Source organism: Pseudomonas sp. 06C 126, assembly GCF_001855215.1.
In the GTDB taxonomy this organism is placed as follows: Bacteria; Pseudomonadota; Gammaproteobacteria; order Pseudomonadales; family Pseudomonadaceae; genus Aquipseudomonas; species Aquipseudomonas proteolytica.
The window spans coordinates 1-16,756 of the sequence record NZ_MIFU01000076.1 but is presented as its reverse complement, the minus strand read 5'-3'; the positions used below and the strand labels follow the sequence as shown (position 1 = coordinate 16,756).

Sequence of the window (16,756 nt, the reverse complement as noted above, 5' to 3'; positions counted from 1 at the left end):
ACCTAGGTGATCAGGTTGTCAGACAATAGCTGTTACGATTTTCCCTTGTCAAGGCGCTGTGCTGGCCTGCAGCGTTTTTACCCGGCGCGCGCAGGCCAGCAGCAGAGCCAGTGCGACCAGCCCCGAGGCGACCCAGAACGCTAGGCGAAACCCTCGGCCAACCGCGGCAGGCAGCGCCGCATGGACATCGCCCATGCCCCAGGCAAACACCGCTCCCAGCGCCCACGCGCCGACAATCAAGCCCAGGTTGCGCGACAGGTTCAGCCAGCCGGCAATCGTCCCGCGTCGATCCGCCGGCACATTGCCCATTACCGCCGTGTTGTTGGCCGCCTGGAATTGCGCGTAGCCCAAGGTGAGAATCCCCAGCGCACCGATGTAACCCGTGACGCCCAGAGGCATCAACGCCAGCACCAGGCAGCCGGCCAGCATGCACAGCAGGCCGCCCAGCGTGGTGGCGTAGCTGCCGCAGCGGTCGGTCAGGCGCCCGGCCGGTATGCCCGCCAGCGCCGCGATACACGGCCCTACCGCCATCGCCAGGCCCATCTGCGCGGGATCGAGTCCTATGCCATGGCTCAAGTAAAACGGCCCGGCGACCAGGGTGGTCATCATCACCGCGGCCACCAGCGTACTCATGCCCAGCCCGGCGCCCAGGGCCCGGTCATGGAGTGTCGCGAAGACACTCAAGCGGCCCGCACCTGCTGGTTGCGGGTCTCTGTCGGCCTGTGTGCGTTGCACCAGCACAAAGGCGAGGGCGGCCAACGGCAGCATCACCAGAAACAGCGCACGCCAGCCAGACGCCGCAATCAGTGCGCCGCCGATGGCCGGGCCCAGGCCAGTGCCCACCGCCGACAGCGTCCCCAGCAAACCCATGACGCGACCGGTCTGCGCTTTGGGGACGGTGGCCGCGACCAGTGCCATGGTCATTGCCAGCATGATCGCCGCGCCAAACCCTTGCAGCGCCCGCGCCGCGACCAGCACGCCAAGGGAGGGCGCGGCACTGCATAGGGCACAGGCCACCGCGAAGACCAGCACGCCGGCCAACAGCAGGCGGCGATGGCCGAAGCGATCCCCGAGGCGACCGACACTCACCAGCACAGCGGTGATTGCCAGCAAATAGCTCAGCACCACCCACTGCACCGCCGCAAAGCCTGCCGCAAAGGTCTCGGCCATTTGCGGCAGGCCGACATTGGCAATGCTGGTGCCCAGCGAAGCCAGGAGCATGCACAGCGACAAACCGGCGAGCGCGCCGCGTGGGGGAGGGGATGTCATGGGGTTTCCTTGTTCTGCACCGTGGTCGTTGCCCGCACTCTAGGCTGTCGCCTAACATGGCGGAAGACGCATCAGTTGCACTCTATGTGTGCGTCAAACGCCTGATAAGGATTGCCGCCGTGTCGCTGCCTGACTTCAACCTGCTGATCACCCTGGACGTGCTGTTGGCCGAAGGCAGCGTCGCCCGTGCCGCCCAACGCCTGGGCCTGAGCCCCTCAGCCATGAGCCGTGCGTTGGCGCGGCTGCGTGAAACCACCGGCGATCCGCTGCTGGTGCGTGCCGGACGCGGCCTGGTGCCGACGCCCCGGGCCCTGGAACTGCGCGAACGGGTCGGCCAACTGGTGCAGGAGGCCGAAGCGCTGCTGCGTCCGCTGCAGGTCCTGGACCTCAAGGGCCTGGTGCGGACCTTCGTGCTGCGCACCAGCGAAGGGTTCGTCGAAAGTTTCGGTCCTGCGCTGATCGCCCATGTGGCCGAGCAGGCACCCGGCGTGCGCCTGCACTTTGTGCATAAGCCCGGTGCGCCGCTGCGCGACAGCAGCGTGGACCTGGAAACCGGCGTCGTCGATAGCAGCGCCCACCCCGAAGTCCTCACCCAGTTGCTGTTTCGCGACCGCTTTATCGGTGTGGTGCGCGCCGGCCACCCATTAAGCCAAGGCCCCATCACCACCACGCGCTACGCCGCCGGCCGGCATATCTACGTGTCTCGGCGCGGGCGCGAACGTGGGCAGATCGACCACGCACTTGAGGCCTTGGACCTGACGCGAGACGTGGCAACTATCGTCACCGGGTTCTCTACGGCCGTGGCCCTGGCGCAACGGACCGACCTGATCGCCAGCGTTCCCGAGCGCTATACCAGCGGCCTGCGTGAGGGCCTGTTCAGCTTTGCCCTGCCGGTCGAGGTGCCGCCGTTCAGCGTGGCGATGCTCTGGCATCCACGGCTGGATGCCGACCTCGCGCATCGTTGGTTGCGCGGCTGTTTGCGCCAGGTGTGCGGCGCAGAACAGGTACAATCCCCGCTGCCTTGATTGCGAAATACCAGGAAACAGGAATTCGATGTTCACCCTTACCCACTACACCAGCCCATGCCCCGAGCCCGTCAACAGCCAGATCTTGCAGATGGTGGTCGACTACCTGACCGACATCAGCTCGGTCGCCTTACCGCCGAGCAACCTGCTGTACAACATCTACCAATATGCAATCGGCTACGAAGTGCACCTGTACCTGGAGGCGCTGGGTGGGGCCAAGGGCATTGCGGTCGAGCTGATTGTGGCGACGGATGAGCAGGATCCGGCCAAGGTCGTCGGCTTCTTGCTGTACCTGCCGGTCAAGGACGATCCCGAGGCCTGCGGCGTGGCCTATATGGCCGTGCATGCCAGCCACCGCCGCCAGGGCGTGGCGCGGGCGATGATGGATGAGATGCTCAGCCGTTACCCCCATGGCGAATTGACCTGCACCGTGGAAAAAGTCCCGGCCTTTGAATCCATGGGCTTCCAGGTGCGCGGCGTGCGCGGGACTCAGGTGTTGATGAATACACGCGACTACAGCACCGATGGCCTGATGGGCGTGTTGGATGTGGCATCGATCTATAGCTCGCTGGAAGTGCGGCAAATCCACACCTACCTGCTACAGAAACACGGCAAGCGCGCGATGATTGATGCCGAGAAACAGCGCGACCGGCATTTCGACCAGATGACCCGCAAGGCCCAACTATTTGTACAAGTCCGGCAGGAGTAACTTTCTGCTCTTTGCATAGATGTCCTCAGTTGCGGTAGGCACTGGACTCAATGGCAATTAACAGAGCGCGCCCGGATATATAGGAACTGTTTTTGTTTATCGGCCACTACTGGTGACCAGCCCGCACAAGCTGCAGTAGAGATGCCGCCGAGGTTGGTGAAACTATTACCAATGGAGAAAAACATGTTTTCGATTTCCGCCAATACCCCAGGAATACTTGCCCCCACCATCGATACCTCACAGCAAAAACCCACTGCATTCGATGCAAGGCTGGAGACGTTGGATAATGTTCAAAAACACAAATTAGAAAACGAGCAATCGGCGAACAATAACGAGGGGCAAGACGCTGCCAAGCAAAATGCATTTACATTTAAAACGCCGGGTGGCGGCAGTTATACTTGGTAAATCATGCATTTGACTCCCGTCACCGGTTTATCCGGTGGCAGGCCTAGTTTTCTCGAAACAAGTCATGGGCATCGAGCAACCGGTACGCAATCTCCGGCCGTTTCTCCAGCCCTTTGCGAATCGCTGCCGGAATCGACTGCCGCGTCTTGCGGCACAGCCCCGGCAGTTCATCGATCACGATCTGGATCCCGCGCATGCTTTTGACTTCGGTATGCCCTGGGGCGATGTGCACGCGGATGCCCAATTGCTGGTGCATCAAGTGTTGCATGCGTTCCAGGTCTGCCAGGCTTTGCAGGTTTTCCAGGCGTTCGAGCAGTTTTTTTTCTTCCTGGCGGGTCAATTGCAGGATGCGCTGGTCGGTACCGGGCGCATCGAGCAATTGCTCGCGCTCGCAATCACACACAGCAGGTGGGCAGGGTTGGCGAATTGTCATGATCACTCCCTCCCCACGCTGGTGCTGACGGCTCAGTAGGTCAGTTGCACGCCCAGGCTGCCCAGGGCGTTCCAGTACTCAGGATAGGTCTTGCCCACGCAGTCCGGGTCCTGGATCCGGATGCCCGAGACTTTCAGGCCCGCCAGGGCAAAGCACATGGCGATGCGGTGGTCGGCGTGGGTGTCGATCAGCGCGGTGCAGGCCGTGCCCGCCAGCGCTGGATCGCTGGCCACCAGCAAGTCATCACCGATAATGGTCGCCAGGCCTGGGCGGATCTCGTTGAGGCCGTCATGCAGGGCCTGGACGCGGTCGCATTCCTTGACGCGCAGGTTGGCCAGTTCGGTGAAGCGCACCGGGGTGTTGTTGAACGCCGCCAGCACCGCCAGGGTCGGGATGGCGTCCTGCATCTGCGAGCCGACCACCGTGGCCGGCATCTGCGGGAATTGCGCGATCACGGCCTGGGCCTTGGCGTCGGGCTGGGTGAAATCCTGTGCGGCGACGCCCAGGTCGATGCTGCCCCCGGTCAGCACTTCGGCAGCCCACAAGTAGGTGGCGGCAGACGCGTCGGGTTCGATCAGGTAATCATGGGCGATGTAGCCGGTAGGGGCCACGCGCCAGGTGCTGTCGTTGACCACGTCCACCTGGGCGCCAAAGGCGCGCATGCAATCCAGGGTCAGGTCGACGTAACCACGGGCACCGATGTCTTTGCCGGTCAACGCCACTTCGATCGGCGCTTCGCCACAGGCGGCAAGCATCAGCAATGCCGAGACGTATTGGCTGGACAGGCCGCCATCGATCTCGAAGCGCTTGGCCTGCACGCGGCCAGTGCCGTGCACGGTCACAGGCGGGCAGCCGGTGGGGCTTTCAACCTTGATGCCATTGTGGTTCAGGGTCGTCAGTAGCGGGCCGATGGGGCGCTTTTGCATGTACTCGTCGCCGTCCAGTACCACGGTGCCTTCCACGGTCGCCACGGCGGCTGTGAGAAAGCGCATCGCGGTGCCGGCGTTGCCGAGGAACAGCGGTTGCGCCGGCAACTGCAGCTTGCCATGGCCGGTGACAACAAAGGTCACGTCATCCGGCTCATCGATGGTCACGCCCATCTGGCGCAAGGCCACGGACATATGCCGGGTGTCATCGCTTTTCAACGCGCCGCTCAGGCGGCTGGTGCCCTTGGCCAGGGCTGCCAGCAGCAGGGCGCGGTTGGTAATGGATTTGGAGCCGGGAGGCGCTACCTTGCCGTGCAATGGAAAGTTGGGCGGTGTCACGGTCACGGTTTTCTGCGAACTCAAGGTACAAGGCTCCTGATTCAAGGCGCGGTGGCTGGGAGTGGCCGGCTGGCGGAGACGAATAATCGACCATCCGGCACGCTAGGGTCAAATCATGGCGCAGGTTTAACCGCGCAGGCTCAACCAATAGGCATGCAAGGCCCTGGCCGCCGGTTCGATGCGGGCCACCTGTTGTTGATGGGCGGCCACATCCAGGTCGGCCGGCAATTGGAAGTTGTCCTGCTCGGCGCACCAGGAGATGGCTTCCAACTGCGCTGCCTGCTCGGTCGGCAGGGCTGGCCATTGGCTGATCGCGGCGCCACGGATATAGCCAAAGCACCATTCCTCGGCGAGGGTTAGCGGCAGGCCCTGGTGTTCGGTTTGTTCGAAGCGCGCCTGAAAGCCCTGGGCATCACTGGCCAACTGCTGGGCGATGCCAGTGAGATGACGTGTGCACAGGTCGATGAACTGCTCCAGTTCGGCCTTGCTTTCCCATGCCGGGATCTGGTCGCCCCAGATGGCCGGGAACCAGATGGCAACATCCACCGGCGCCGGGCCGGACACCAGGGCGGTGAAGTAGCCATCGAACTCGGCCAGGTTCAGTACCGAGTTGTCGTCGCCGTACTTGAGCAGAATGTCTTCGATGAACTCGAAATCGGCAGGGGCGAGGGCTGGGTCGTGCATGAAAATATCCTTTGAGCGTCAAGCGCCGCAGATAAGGCGGCGTAAAACGCGGAGGATGGCGCGAGTCGGCGTTTTAATCCAGTGCTAGATCACCTTCACCGCCCGCCCAATCGCCTGGATCGGCCCGGTTGGCTTACCGGTCGGCGAGCCATTGGGGCCTTCCAGGGTCATCTCGAACAGTTGGTTTGGCGCCAGCGGCGGCAGCTTGTCCAGGGGGATCGACAGGCTCTGCCCCGGCTTGACCAGCCCGAGGGAAACCGGGCCTTGCCAGTCATCACCCTTGGTCCAGAACTCCAGTGCCTTGTCCGCCGGTATCTGCACGACGCCCAGGGGGATCAACTGGATTTGCTGATCGTTGCTGGCCTGGATTACCCAGCCTGGGGCCTGGCTTTGTGGCGCCGTCAGCACCACCACGTAGGCCGTCGGGTTGATGGCGGCGGGGCGGGTCAGCAGCAGCGATGCCAGCACCAAACTGGCCAGCAAGCCGGCACCGGCCAGGCCACGCCACAGCGCGAGCAGGTTCCACCAGGGCACCGGCGGCGTGTCGCCCACAGCGTGATGGCCCAGGCTGCGTTCAATGCGCCGCCACAGGTAGGGTGAAGTCGCCACCGGCTCGGCCAGCTCGGTCAGCGGCAACAAGCGCTGTTCCCAGGCCTCCACCGCCGCGCGCAAGGGCGCATCGTGTTCCAGGCGTTGCTGCACGTGCAGGCGTTGCTCGGCCGCCAGGGTGCCCAGTACGTATTCGCCGGCCAGGTCGTTCAATTCTTCGGGGGTCATGCCATGCACTCACGCAATGCCGCGAGGCTGCGTTTGATCCAGGCTTTGACAGTCCCCAGCGGGGTGCCCAGTTTCTGTGCGATTTCACTGTGGGACAGGCCGTCGACATACGCATGCAGGATGCAACTGCGACGCGACGGTTCCAGGTGTTCCAGGCACTGATAAACCTTGCCGCTACGGGCACGGTATTCGAAATGCTCGGTGCTGGGGTCAGCCGCCAAGGTCTGTTCATGCTCATCACTGAGCGCAACTTCGCGGCCCTTTTTGCGCATGACGTTGAGCGCCAGATGCCGGGTCACGCTATACACCCAGCCACGGGCCGAACCCCTACGCGGGTCGAAACCGCCGGCGCCGTTCCAGATATTGATAAACGCCTCATGCACGATGTCCTCCGCCAGGGCCGTATCCCGCGCAATGCGCTTGGCCACGCCGAGCAGCCGGGCGCAATCCTGTTCGTACAACTGACGCAAGGCTTGCTGTTCGCCGCGGGCGCAGGCCAACAGGCAGGCTTCATAGTCAAAGAGAGGTTCGGGCAAGGATTGTGGCCGCCTTTGAGGGTCAAGCCCCGGCCGCGATTGGCCGGGGTGCTAGCGCAGCAGCTTAGACGACTTTTTTTGCCAGGCGCATCATTTGGCCGCCCAGAAGATGTAATCCGCCTGGTACTTCACCACTTCTTGCTGGCCTTTGTTGGCGGTACTGCATTCGGCACTTGGCGCCACGCCACCCTTGAGCGCGACGCGCTGGATATAGCTGACCCCGCTCATTGCACCCTTGCCTTCGGCCGGGTTGGCCTTGACCAGTTGATAGGGCAGGTTGCCCGCGCTGGACGGCGCCACGGCCAATTGCGTGCCGGTGACTTTCGAACCGTCCTTGGCCTGCCAGGTGGCGGGCGGGCCGAAGTAGGTGCCGACCTGCTTGCCGCTGCGATCATTGAGCACTGCCTTGGGGCCGACGAAGACCCATTCGGTCTGGCCGGCAGCGTTGGCCTTGTCGCGGCACTCGTAGGTGATTTCGCCGACACCGGTGGTTTCCATGGTCACCTTGTGGCCGTCCGGCACCTTGATGCTGTCGGGCAGGCTGGTCTGGGCAAAGGCCGCGGGCGCCGCGAGCAGCAGGCAGGTCAGGCAGAGCAGGGGTTTAGTGTTCATCGGTGTCTCTCCGTAGGGGTGAACAACAGAGCAGCGTTATGGCTACTACCTGTACTACTCACCGCACGGCTGACTGGATGCACGGCGCGACAAATAAATCCCTGAGACGTAAAAGGAATAAAGTCAGATCGTATTGATATAAGTCGTTATAAGAAAAATCGCTATGCTGCCGCCAGAATTTTATAAGGCCGCAGGTAGTTGTAATGGATGTGGGTAATTTTGGTTTTGTAGTGGCAGGCCTGATCGTTGGTTTTATCGTCGGCATGACCGGCGTGGGTGGCGGGTCGCTCATGACCCCGATCCTGTTGTGGTTCGGCATCAACCCCGCCACGGCGGTGGGCACCGACTTGCTGTATGCGGCCATCACCAAGTCCGGTGGGGTGCTGGTGCATGGCAAGAACAAGAACATCGACTGGACCATCACCGGCTGGCTGACCCTGGGCAGCGTGCCGGCAGTATTGTTGACGCTGTGGTTCCTCAAGAGTCTGCACACCGACCCCAGCGCGATGAACGAGGTGATCAAGCAGGCCCTGGGCGTGGTACTGCTGCTCACGGCCCTGGCGATTCTGTTCAAGAAAAAACTGTTGGCCTTTGCCCAGCACCATGCGGGCGACAACTACCATATGAGCCCGCGCAACCTCAACGGGCTGACAGTCTTCACTGGCGCGATCCTCGGCACCATGGTCGCCCTGACCTCCATCGGTGCCGGCGCGCTGGGCACCGTGGCGTTGTTTATCCTGTATCCGTTCCTGGCCACCAAGCGCCTGGTGGGCACCGAAATCGCCCACGCCGTACCGCTGACCCTGGTCGCAGGCCTAGGGCATGCGAGCATGGGTAACATGGACTGGCATTTGTTGGGGTTCTTGCTGATGGGGTCGCTGCCGGGGATCTACGTTGGCAGCCATATGTCAGGCCGGGTGCCGGATGAACTGTTGCGCCCGTGCCTGGCGGTGATGCTGGGGTTGATTGGTTTCAAGCTGGCGTTCTGACTGCGGCATGCTGTGGCAGTGGTGCCGTTGTGGCTGTGGTGCTTTTGTGGAGAGGGGCTGCTGCGCAGCCCAGCGCGGGGCAAGCCCGCTCGCCACAACAAGCCCGCTTCCCACAACAAGTCCGCTCGCCACGATAAGCCTTATGCCTTACGCGATTTATCCAACCACTCCACCGCCGTGCGCCAGATACAAATCCCCAGGAAATACGCCGACATCAACAACCACAGGCCCATGGTCAGCTTGTTGGTATACGGCTGGTCGATCACCAGCAACAGGCTGCACAGCAGCCACACCGTGGTCACCGCAATGTTGATCGGCATAAAGCGCTTGACCCGGAATGGGTGCAGGAACTTCATCGGGGTCACTGTCAGCAGCGCCAGGCCAATCACCGTGGCCAGGGTGATCCAGGCGTCCGGGTCAATGATGTAGACACACAGCGCCACCACGTTCCAGGCCGCGGGGAAGCCCTGGAAGTAGTTGTCCTTGCTCTTCATGTTGACGTTGCAGAAGCAGAACAGCGACGACACCAGGATCACCGAGACGGTGAACAGGTGGGTGAAGTCCGGCAGGTCGATGTAGCGGTAGATAAACAGCGCCGGGATAAACACATACGTCAGGTAGTCGATCACCAGGTCCAGCACCGAGCCATCAAAGCTTGGCAGCACGGTCTGCACATTGACCCGTCGCGCCAGCGACCCATCCACGCCATCCACAATCAATGCCAGGCCCAGCCACAGCAGGCAGGCCTTGGGTTGGTTCTCCAGCAGCGCCAGCGTCGCGAGGAAGGCCAGCACCACGCCGGTGGCGGTAAAACCATGGGCGCCCCAGGCTTTGAGTCTGGCTACATGCAGGGTCGATATCACAGGGGCGTTCTCCAAAAGGTGAAACACGGCAGCCGACGGCGATTGAGCGTCGAATCTGGCCAAGGGATGCAGGTATCGACCGGAAAGGTGGGGATAAGGTTCACCACCACGGCGTTAGGTTTAGCGTAGCAAGCGTTGACGGATTCGGCATCAGCCCTGACGGAACACCAGGGCCTTCAAGCCGCTTTGCGGGTCGATATCGGGAAATTCCGGCGGGTTTGCCAGGCGCTGCTCAAAGCGCAGCCCCGGCGCTTCGCGGGTCACGCCTTCGATCAGGAAGTCTTCGCCAAACGCCGGGTCGTTCATGCAGGCCAATACTGTGCCCTGGGGCGTCAGCAAATCTGGCAGGCGGCGCAGTACGCGCTGATAGTCCTTGGTCAGCAGGAAGCTGCCTTTCTGGAAGGACGGCGGATCGATGATCACCAAGTCATAGGGACCGTTGCCGGTGACCTTGGCCCAGGACTTGAACAAGTCGTGCCCCAGAAAACTCACCTTGCCCAGGTCATGGCCATTGAGCCGGTGATTGTCGCGGCCCCGACTCAGTGCGCCACGGGCCATATCCAGGTTGACCACATGCTCGGCCCCGCCCTCGATGGCGGCCACGGAAAACCCGCAGGTATAGGCAAACAGGTTCAGCACCCGCAGGCCACTGGCGTGTTCGCGTACCCAATTGCGGCCGTAGCGCATATCCAGGAACAGCCCGCTGTTCTGTTTTTTGCCCAGGTCGATGCGATACAGCAGGCCGCCTTCGGTGATGGTCAGCTCCTCGACCATCTGCCCCCACAACCATTCGGTGGTGCTTTGCGGCAGATAGCGATGTTGCAACGCCAGGGTGTGGGCGCCGGCCTGCTGCCATTCGTCGCTGGTGCAGAGCTTGCGCAGTAATTGCTGCAAGGCATCCAGTTGCACCGCTTCGGGCTCCTTGAACAAAGCAACCAGCACCACGCCTTGCAGCCAATCCACAGTCAGTTGTTCCAGGCCCGGCCAGCAGCGGCCCCGGCCGTGGAACAGGCGCCGGGTTTCTGCAGGTACGTCGCGCAGGGCGGCGAGCAAATGGGTGTGGAGCAGGGCGAGGGCGTCAGGGGTCATCGGGCAGCGTCGATCATTAAACGGGCGGCATTTTAAACACAATTGCGGTGTTTCAGGTGGTTGAAGCACAACGTGCTTTTAATTGGCTGTGTTTAAGCATTTTGTGCTGCAAATCGCCCGGCAACCTATCCAGAACAGTCAAAAAATCCTTTTGGGCAGACATAAACTGGAAAAAACAGCTCGGAGGTGCCCATGAACGGTTTCGTAAAGACAGTCAATCAAACAGCCATTGACCAGCAGGAGCTCACCGAGTGGCGCGACGCCCTGGCATCCCTGGTACGCCACGCCGGTCCTGAGCGCGCGCGGGAGATCCTCGATATGCTGGCCGACGCCGGCAACACCCCGGCCATCGGCTGGAAGCCGCGCCATGGAACGCCGTACATCAACAGTATTGACGTGGATCAACAGCCCCACTTTCCTGGCGACCTGGCCACCGAAGAACGCCTGGCCTCGCTGGTTCGCTGGAATGCCCTGGCCATGGTGGTGCGGGCCAATCAGGCTTATGGCGAACTGGGCGGCCATATCGCCAGCTATGCCAGCGCGGCGGACCTGTTCGAAGTGGGCTTCAACCATTTCTTCCGTGCGCGCCACAACAACGAGGGCGGCGACCTGGTGTTCTACCAGCCGCATTCCGCGCCCGGCATCTACGCGCGGGCGTTTCTTGAAGGCCGCTTGAGCGAGCAGGACCTGGCCCATTACCGCCAGGAACTGGGCGCCGTCAAGGCGGGCGCCCGTGGCCTGTCCAGCTATCCGCACCCGTGGTTGATGCCGGACTTCTGGCAGTTCCCCACCGGCTCCATGGGCATCGGCCCGATCAGCTCGATTTTCCAGGCGCGCTTTATGCGCTACCTGCACCATCGCGGCTTGCAGGACACCACCGACCGGCACGTCTGGGGCGTGTTTGGCGATGGCGAGATGGACGAGCCGGAAAGCATGTCGGCCCTGACCCTGGCCGCTCGCGAAGGCCTGGACAACCTGACCTGGGTGGTCAACTGCAACCTGCAACGCCTCGATGGCCCGGTGCGCGGCAACGGGCGAATCATCGACGAACTGGAAGCATTGTTTGCCGGTGCCGGCTGGAACGTGATCAAGCTGGTCTGGGGTTCGGACTGGGACGCCTTGCTGGCCAAGGATGAAGACGGTGCGTTGGTGCGCACCTTGTCCCAGACCGTGGACGGGCAGTTCCAGACCTTTGCCGCCAAGGACGGTGCCTACAACCGTGAGCATTTCTTCGGCCAGAGTGAATCCCTGGCCAAGCTGGCGGCGGGCTTGAGTGATGAGCAGATCGACCGCCTCAAGCGCGGCGGCCACGACATGCTGAAAATCCATGCCGCCTACCATGCTGCGCGGCGGGTCAAGGGACGCCCCACGGTGATCCTGGCCCAGACCAAGAAAGGCTTCGGCATGGGCGAGGCCGGCCAGGGCAAGATGACCACCCACCAGCAGAAAAAACTCGACCGCGAGGCGTTGATCGGCTTTCGCAACCGCTTCCAGTTGCCCTTGACCGACGAGCAGACCGAATCCCTGAGCTTCTACAAACCCGCCGCCGACAGCCTGGAGATGCGCTACCTGCACCAGCGCCGTGCTGCCCTCGGCGGCTATGTGCCCAGCCGCAGCCAGAGCGCCGAGCCGGTACCCGTTCCGCCCGTGAGTGGCTACGCCGGTTTCGCCACCCAGGCCGAAGGCAAGGAAATGTCCACCACCATGGCCTTTGTGCGCATGCTCAGCAACCTGCTCAAGGACAAGGCCCTGGGCCCGCGGATCGTACCGATTGTCGCCGACGAGGCGCGCACGTTTGGCATGGCCAACCTGTTCAAGCAGATCGGTATTTATTCCAGCGTCGGCCAGCGCTACGAGCCGGAAGATATCGGTTCGATCCTCAGCTATCGCGAAGCCACCGACGGGCAAATTCTGGAAGAAGGCATCAGCGAGGCCAGCGCGATCAGCTCCTGGGTCGCGGCGGCCACCAGTTATTCGGTGCATGGCTTGCGCATGCTGCCGTTCTACATCTACTACTCGATGTTCGGTTTCCAGCGCGTGGGCGACCTGATCTGGGCTGCCGCCGACCAGCGCGCCCGTGGCTTTCTGCTCGGTGCCACGGCGGGGCGTACCACCTTGGGCGGCGAGGGCTTGCAGCACCAGGACGGCAGCAGCCACTTGATGGCTGCGACCGTGCCCAACTGCCGCGCCTACGACCCGGCATTCGCCGGCGAGTTTGCGGTGATTCTCGACCACGGCATGCGCCAGATGCTTGAGCACGACGTCGACGAGTTCTACTACGTGACCCTGATGAACGAAAACTACCCGCAGCCGAGCCTGCCGGCGGGCGTTGAAGCCGCGATCATCAAGGGCATGTACCGCCTCGACGGCCATGCCGGCGCCAAGGTGCGGCTGCTCGGCTCGGGCACCCTGGTGCGCGAGGCCCAGGCTGCCGCGCAGTTACTGGCTGACGATTGGCAGATCGACAGCGAGGTGTTCAGCGTGACCAGCTTCAGCGAACTGGCCCGCGAAGCGCGGGAGGTGGAGCGCTACAATCGCCTGCATCCGCTGCAAAGCCCACGGCACAGCCACCTGGCGACCTGCCTGCCACCAGGCGCGCCAGTGGTTGCGGTGTCGGACTACGTGCGCGCAGTGCCACAGATGATCGGCTCGTACCTGGGGTCGAGCTATACCGTGCTGGGGACTGATGGGTTCGGGCGTAGCGACACCCGTGCGGCGTTACGCGACTTCTTTGAGGTAGACCGCCACCACATCGTCCTTGCCGCGCTGGCGGCCCTGGTGGAACAAGGCAGCCTGCAGGCGCAGGTGTGCCAGCAGGCCATCGACCGCTACGGCCTGCACACCGAGCGCGGGGGGTCCTGGACCCACTGACGAGGACTCACTGTAGGAGCGGGCTTGTGTGGGAGCTGGCAAGCCAGCTCCCACACAAGCCAGCTCCCACAGGGTTTTTCGGTGTGTTCTAGAGCGTGGCAATCAACGCCGGCCCAAATGCCTCATGCAAAAACTGCGGCGCGATGTAGCGCTGGTAATGCGCCTCCGATAGCAGGAAAAACTCCCGATCAATCGCATCACGCAAATCAGCCAGGTGCCGCTCACGAAACTCCGGCAGCAGCGCCAGGCCATAGGCATCGAGCCTGGAAATCACCCGCGCACCGCGGGCAATCAACTGATAGGCCCAGCAGTAAGGTGACTGGTGCGGCATAAAGCGGATCTTGCGCGCTTCCAACTGCTGGCGCAGGCGCGGGGCATCCAGCACTTGCAGCTTGCTGGCCATGACCTGCACCAGCAACTGTTCGAGGCGTAGCCAGACCGCTTGTTTTTCCTCGGCGCTATAACCGTTCCACTGAATGACTTCATGGTGATAACGCTTGCAGCCACGGCACACCAGGTCGCCATACACGGTGGAGCACAGGCCGACGCACGGCGTCTTGATGGTTTGATTTGGCATAAAAACCGCGTCTTTCCTAATCCACGACAAAAGGGTTCATCGGCGCTCCAGGGCGCTGAACTGCTGGTTCAACCACTGATACAACTGGGTGACTGCCCGTGACATCTGCCCACGGTGGGGGCAGGCGAAACTCAAGGGGTACACATCACCGGGAACCTCGGGCAACAGCACCACCAAACGCTCGGCCTGCACATCGGCGTACACGTCCAGCCAGCATTTGTAGGCGATGCCTTCACCCGCCACCGCCCAGCGCCGCACCACGTCGGCGTCGTCACTGAACAAGGGGCCGGCAACCTGCACGGTCTGCTCACCCAGTTCCCAGCGGTCATGCAGACGGCCGTTTTGCAGGTACAGCAGGCATGGGTGGCGGGTCAGGTCGTTGACCGATGCGGGGGCACCGTGGCGCGCCACGTAATCGGGCGATGCCACCAGCACCCGGCGATTCCAGGGCGCCAAGGGCAGGGCGATGTAGTTGGCATCCTCGTTCCAGCCATAGCGCAGGGCCACGTCCACCGGGTCGCGAAACAGGTTGGTGACCTGATCCGATACCAGTAAGCGCAAGGTCAGCTCAGGGTGTAGGCGGCGGAACTCGGTGAGCATCGGCAGCAGGATATTGCGCCCCAGGTCCGAAGGCGCGGCGACCTGCAATGTGCCCTGCAGCGGCGCGTCATCGCCGCGCAAGCGTTCGCGGCCCAGGGCCAACTGCTCCAGCACGCCACGGGCGGTGGGCAGGTACTGTTCGCCCTCGGCACTCAACCGCAGGCTGCGGGTGGTGCGGGTAAACAGGCGCACCTGCAGTTCCCGCTCCAGGCGCTTGATGGCTGCGGCGACTTGCCCCGGCAACAGATTGGCCTCAACCGCGGCGGCGGTGAAGCTGCCCAGGGCGGCGCTGCGCAGGAACAGCCCAAGATCATCGATGCGGATCATTTTCACTCCAGGGATGAAAGTGTTGCTGCATTTTGTCGATTTTTCTTCGCGCTGGGAACGGTAAAGATATAAGCCATCGAGGGCCATCGCCCCTCATCAACCGTGAGTTCCCATGAAAGCAATCTCCTTTACCCAACATGGCCTGCCCATTGACGACCCGCGCTCGCTGATCGACGTGAACATCGATGCTCCCCAGCCAGGCCCCCGGGACCTGCTGGTAGAAGTGCAGGCCGTGGCGGTCAACCCGGTCGATACCAAGGTGCGCGCCGGCACTTTCGCCAAGGAGCCGAAAATCCTCGGTTGGGATGCGGCGGGCATCGTGCGCCAGGTGGGCGCCGACGTCACCCTGTTCAAACCGGGCGACGCGGTGTACTACGCAGGCTCCTTGATCCGTTCCGGCAGCTACAGCGAGTTCCAGGTGGTTGATGAGCGCATCGTCGGTCACCGGCCGCGCACAGTGGATGCGGCCCACGCCGCCGCCTTGCCGCTGACTTCGATCACTGCCTGGGAGTTGCTGTTCGATCGCCTTGGAGTGACCGAAGGCGGCGGCGAGGGCGAGGTGCTGTTGGTGGTCGGTGCCGCTGGTGGGGTGGGTTCGATCCTGGTGCAACTGGCCCGCCAACTCACCCGCATGACCGTGATCGGCACCGCCTCGCGGCCCGAGACCATCGAGTGGGTCCAGCGCATGGGAGCCCATCACGTGATCGACCATCGCCGGCCCATGCTCGCCCAGCTCAAGGCACTGGGGGTTGATGGGGTCAGCCATGTCGCCAGCCTCACCCACACCGAGGAGTATCTGCCGCAACTGGTAGAAGTGCTGCGCCCCCAAGGGCGGCTGGGGTTGATCGACGATCCGGCCAGCCTGGATGTCATGCCACTCAAGCTCAAATCCCTGTCCTTGCACTGGGAACTGATGTTCACCCGCTCGCTGTTTGAAACGGCGGACATGATCCAGCAACACCATCTGCTCAACCGCGTGGCCCAACTGATTGACCAGGGGGTGTTGCACACCACCCTCGGCGCGCATTTTGGTGCGATCAACGCGGCCAACATGCGCAGCGCCCATGCCCTGGTGGAAAGCGGCAAGGCGCGGGGCAAGATTGTGCTTGAAGATTTCCAATGAACACCCTGATCAAAGCCCTGGGCTTATCGCTGTGCGTAATGCTTGCCGGCTGCGCCAGCCAACCTACCAATGGAGTCGCCAGCATGACCAAACCGTTGATATCCATCGCCGTACTCAAGGCCAAACCGGGCCAGGAACAAGCGCTCAAGGCCGGCCTGCTGGCCTTGGTAGAACCGACCCGCACCGAGCCAGGCAACCTGGACTACGTGCTGTTCGAACTGCGTGACGAGCCCGGCACGTTCTATATGCGTGAAGCGTTCAAGAACCAGGCGGCCCTCGATGCGCATTTTGCGATGCCGTACTTCCAGCGCTTTGCCGCCACGGCAGACGACTTGCTCCAGGAACCGCTGAAACTGATCTTCCTTGAGCAAGTGTCCAACTGAGGCCGTACACCGCAACTGATTGTAGGAGCAAGCTTGCTCGCGAAAAACGCCTAGGCGCCGCGTTTATCCGGGGGGCCTGGGTTATCGTTGACGATCTTCGCGAGCAAGCTCGCTCCTACAAAAAGTGTGGGGCGATCAATCCCAGCTCAACGCCCCGCCAGTCTGATACTCGATCACGCGGGTCTCGAAGAAGTTCTTCTCTTTCTTCAAGTCCATGAT

General features: G+C 62.5%; 19 protein-coding genes. 7 read left to right on the top strand and 12 right to left on the bottom strand.

Annotated elements, in window-relative coordinates; translation table 11 throughout:
* Positions 1 to 48: 48 nt before the first annotated feature.
* Positions 49 to 1,269, bottom strand: a complete 1,221-nt coding sequence (locus BHC62_RS10270; protein ID WP_070994953.1) for an MFS transporter — start codon at positions 1,267 to 1,269, stop codon at positions 49 to 51.
* Positions 1,270 to 1,388: 119 nt separating this feature from the next.
* Between BHC62_RS10270 and BHC62_RS10265 the strand changes: the two genes are divergently transcribed.
* The 3 genes from BHC62_RS10265 to BHC62_RS10255 all read left to right on the top strand — a co-directional run bounded on the left by BHC62_RS10265 (position 1,389) and on the right by BHC62_RS10255 (position 3,408).
* Positions 1,389 to 2,294, top strand: coding sequence for a LysR family transcriptional regulator (locus BHC62_RS10265; RefSeq protein ID WP_070994952.1), 906 nt, complete (start codon positions 1,389 to 1,391; stop codon positions 2,292 to 2,294).
* A 28-nt stretch (positions 2,295 to 2,322) separates the two neighbouring features.
* Complete coding sequence (locus BHC62_RS10260; RefSeq protein WP_070994951.1) at positions 2,323 to 3,003, top strand: GNAT family N-acetyltransferase; 681 nt, start codon at positions 2,323 to 2,325, stop codon at positions 3,001 to 3,003.
* 183 nt (positions 3,004 to 3,186) lie between these two features.
* Positions 3,187 to 3,408 carry a hypothetical protein gene (locus tag BHC62_RS10255; RefSeq protein WP_029295115.1) on the top strand — a complete coding sequence of 74 codons (222 nt, stop codon included), beginning with the start codon at positions 3,187 to 3,189 and terminating at the stop codon, positions 3,406 to 3,408.
* A 43-nt stretch (positions 3,409 to 3,451) separates the two neighbouring features.
* Here BHC62_RS10255 and BHC62_RS10250 read toward each other — a convergent pair whose 3' ends face one another.
* From BHC62_RS10250 to BHC62_RS10225, 6 genes are all read right to left on the bottom strand, one after another.
* Positions 3,452 to 3,841, bottom strand: a complete 390-nt coding sequence (locus BHC62_RS10250; protein WP_070994950.1) for a hypothetical protein — start codon at positions 3,839 to 3,841, stop codon at positions 3,452 to 3,454.
* 32 nt (positions 3,842 to 3,873) lie between these two features.
* Positions 3,874 to 5,130: a 3-phosphoshikimate 1-carboxyvinyltransferase gene (locus tag BHC62_RS10245; protein WP_070994949.1), complete on the bottom strand. Its 1,257-nt coding sequence runs from the start codon at positions 5,128 to 5,130 to the stop codon at positions 3,874 to 3,876.
* Positions 5,131 to 5,232: 102 nt separating this feature from the next.
* Positions 5,233 to 5,790, bottom strand: a complete 558-nt coding sequence (locus tag BHC62_RS10240; protein ID WP_070994948.1) for a UPF0149 family protein — start codon at positions 5,788 to 5,790, stop codon at positions 5,233 to 5,235.
* Positions 5,791 to 5,874: 84 nt separating this feature from the next.
* Positions 5,875 to 6,567, bottom strand: a complete 693-nt coding sequence (locus BHC62_RS10235; protein WP_070994947.1) for an anti-sigma factor domain-containing protein — start codon at positions 6,565 to 6,567, stop codon at positions 5,875 to 5,877.
* Positions 6,564 to 7,103, bottom strand: a complete 540-nt coding sequence (locus BHC62_RS10230) for a sigma-70 family RNA polymerase sigma factor (protein ID WP_070994946.1) — start codon at positions 7,101 to 7,103, stop codon at positions 6,564 to 6,566. The genes BHC62_RS10235 and BHC62_RS10230 overlap by 4 nt, the downstream gene beginning before the upstream one ends.
* Before the next feature lie 90 nt (positions 7,104 to 7,193).
* Positions 7,194 to 7,715, bottom strand: a complete 522-nt coding sequence (locus tag BHC62_RS10225; RefSeq protein ID WP_029295127.1) for a DUF3455 domain-containing protein — start codon at positions 7,713 to 7,715, stop codon at positions 7,194 to 7,196.
* Positions 7,716 to 7,918: 203 nt separating this feature from the next.
* Between BHC62_RS10225 and BHC62_RS10220 the strand changes: the two genes are divergently transcribed.
* A complete protein-coding gene (locus BHC62_RS10220) occupies positions 7,919 to 8,704 on the top strand; it encodes a sulfite exporter TauE/SafE family protein (protein ID WP_029295128.1) in 786 nt (261 codons plus the stop codon).
* 140 nt (positions 8,705 to 8,844) lie between these two features.
* Here BHC62_RS10220 and pcsA read toward each other — a convergent pair whose 3' ends face one another.
* Positions 8,845 to 9,567: a phosphatidylcholine synthase gene (pcsA, locus tag BHC62_RS10215; RefSeq protein ID WP_029295130.1), complete on the bottom strand. Its 723-nt coding sequence runs from the start codon at positions 9,565 to 9,567 to the stop codon at positions 8,845 to 8,847.
* Between the two features lie 150 nt (positions 9,568 to 9,717).
* Positions 9,718 to 10,656 (bottom strand): class I SAM-dependent methyltransferase, encoded by a 939-nt coding sequence (locus BHC62_RS10210; protein ID WP_070994945.1) that lies wholly within the window; start codon positions 10,654 to 10,656, stop codon positions 9,718 to 9,720.
* Between the two features lie 192 nt (positions 10,657 to 10,848).
* Between BHC62_RS10210 and mdeB the strand changes: the two genes are divergently transcribed.
* Positions 10,849 to 13,527, top strand: coding sequence for an alpha-ketoglutarate dehydrogenase (mdeB, locus tag BHC62_RS10205; protein ID WP_070994944.1), 2,679 nt, complete (start codon positions 10,849 to 10,851; stop codon positions 13,525 to 13,527).
* 88 nt (positions 13,528 to 13,615) lie between these two features.
* Here mdeB and BHC62_RS10200 read toward each other — a convergent pair whose 3' ends face one another.
* On the bottom strand, positions 13,616 to 14,104 hold the full coding sequence (locus tag BHC62_RS10200) for a DUF1289 domain-containing protein (protein ID WP_029295134.1): 489 nt from the start codon (positions 14,102 to 14,104) through the stop codon (positions 13,616 to 13,618).
* Positions 14,105 to 14,140: 36 nt separating this feature from the next.
* Positions 14,141 to 15,031, bottom strand: coding sequence for a LysR family transcriptional regulator (locus BHC62_RS10195; protein WP_070994943.1), 891 nt, complete (start codon positions 15,029 to 15,031; stop codon positions 14,141 to 14,143).
* Positions 15,032 to 15,143: 112 nt separating this feature from the next.
* Here BHC62_RS10195 and BHC62_RS10190 point away from each other — a divergent pair, with 112 nt between their 5' ends.
* A complete protein-coding gene (locus tag BHC62_RS10190; protein ID WP_029295136.1) occupies positions 15,144 to 16,154 on the top strand; it encodes a zinc-binding alcohol dehydrogenase family protein in 1,011 nt (336 codons plus the stop codon).
* Between the two features lie 83 nt (positions 16,155 to 16,237).
* The gene (locus BHC62_RS10185) at positions 16,238 to 16,537 is read left to right on the top strand and encodes a putative quinol monooxygenase (protein WP_057441906.1); all 300 of its coding nucleotides are present in this window, start codon (positions 16,238 to 16,240) and stop codon (positions 16,535 to 16,537) included.
* Between the two features lie 135 nt (positions 16,538 to 16,672).
* Here BHC62_RS10185 and BHC62_RS28920 read toward each other — a convergent pair.
* Positions 16,673 to 16,756 (bottom strand): hypothetical protein (locus tag BHC62_RS28920; RefSeq protein WP_239688360.1); only part of this gene is annotated, 84 nt, incomplete at its 5' end.

What these genes read in the sequence shown, in the direction of transcription:
- BHC62_RS10225 (WP_029295127.1), bottom strand. Translation starts at nt 7,715, where the DNA reads ATGAACACTAAACCCCTGCTCTGCCTGACCTGCCTGCTGCTCGCGGCG.
- BHC62_RS10240 (WP_070994948.1), bottom strand. Translation starts at nt 5,790, where the DNA reads ATGCACGACCCAGCCCTCGCCCCTGCCGATTTCGAGTTCATCGAAGAC.
- mdeB (WP_070994944.1), top strand. Translation starts at nt 10,849, where the DNA reads ATGAACGGTTTCGTAAAGACAGTCAATCAAACAGCCATTGACCAGCAG.
- BHC62_RS10255 (WP_029295115.1), top strand. Translation starts at nt 3,187, where the DNA reads ATGTTTTCGATTTCCGCCAATACCCCAGGAATACTTGCCCCCACCATC.
- BHC62_RS10270 (WP_070994953.1), bottom strand. Translation starts at nt 1,269, where the DNA reads ATGACATCCCCTCCCCCACGCGGCGCGCTCGCCGGTTTGTCGCTGTGC.
- BHC62_RS10220 (WP_029295128.1), top strand. Translation starts at nt 7,919, where the DNA reads ATGGATGTGGGTAATTTTGGTTTTGTAGTGGCAGGCCTGATCGTTGGT.
- BHC62_RS10250 (WP_070994950.1), bottom strand. Translation starts at nt 3,841, where the DNA reads ATGACAATTCGCCAACCCTGCCCACCTGCTGTGTGTGATTGCGAGCGC.
- BHC62_RS10190 (WP_029295136.1), top strand. Translation starts at nt 15,144, where the DNA reads ATGAAAGCAATCTCCTTTACCCAACATGGCCTGCCCATTGACGACCCG.
- BHC62_RS10260 (WP_070994951.1), top strand. Translation starts at nt 2,323, where the DNA reads ATGTTCACCCTTACCCACTACACCAGCCCATGCCCCGAGCCCGTCAAC.
- BHC62_RS10200 (WP_029295134.1), bottom strand. Translation starts at nt 14,104, where the DNA reads ATGCCAAATCAAACCATCAAGACGCCGTGCGTCGGCCTGTGCTCCACC.
- BHC62_RS10210 (WP_070994945.1), bottom strand. Translation starts at nt 10,656, where the DNA reads ATGACCCCTGACGCCCTCGCCCTGCTCCACACCCATTTGCTCGCCGCC.
- BHC62_RS10195 (WP_070994943.1), bottom strand. Translation starts at nt 15,031, where the DNA reads ATGATCCGCATCGATGATCTTGGGCTGTTCCTGCGCAGCGCCGCCCTG.
- BHC62_RS10185 (WP_057441906.1), top strand. Translation starts at nt 16,238, where the DNA reads ATGACCAAACCGTTGATATCCATCGCCGTACTCAAGGCCAAACCGGGC.
- BHC62_RS10235 (WP_070994947.1), bottom strand. Translation starts at nt 6,567, where the DNA reads ATGACCCCCGAAGAATTGAACGACCTGGCCGGCGAATACGTACTGGGC.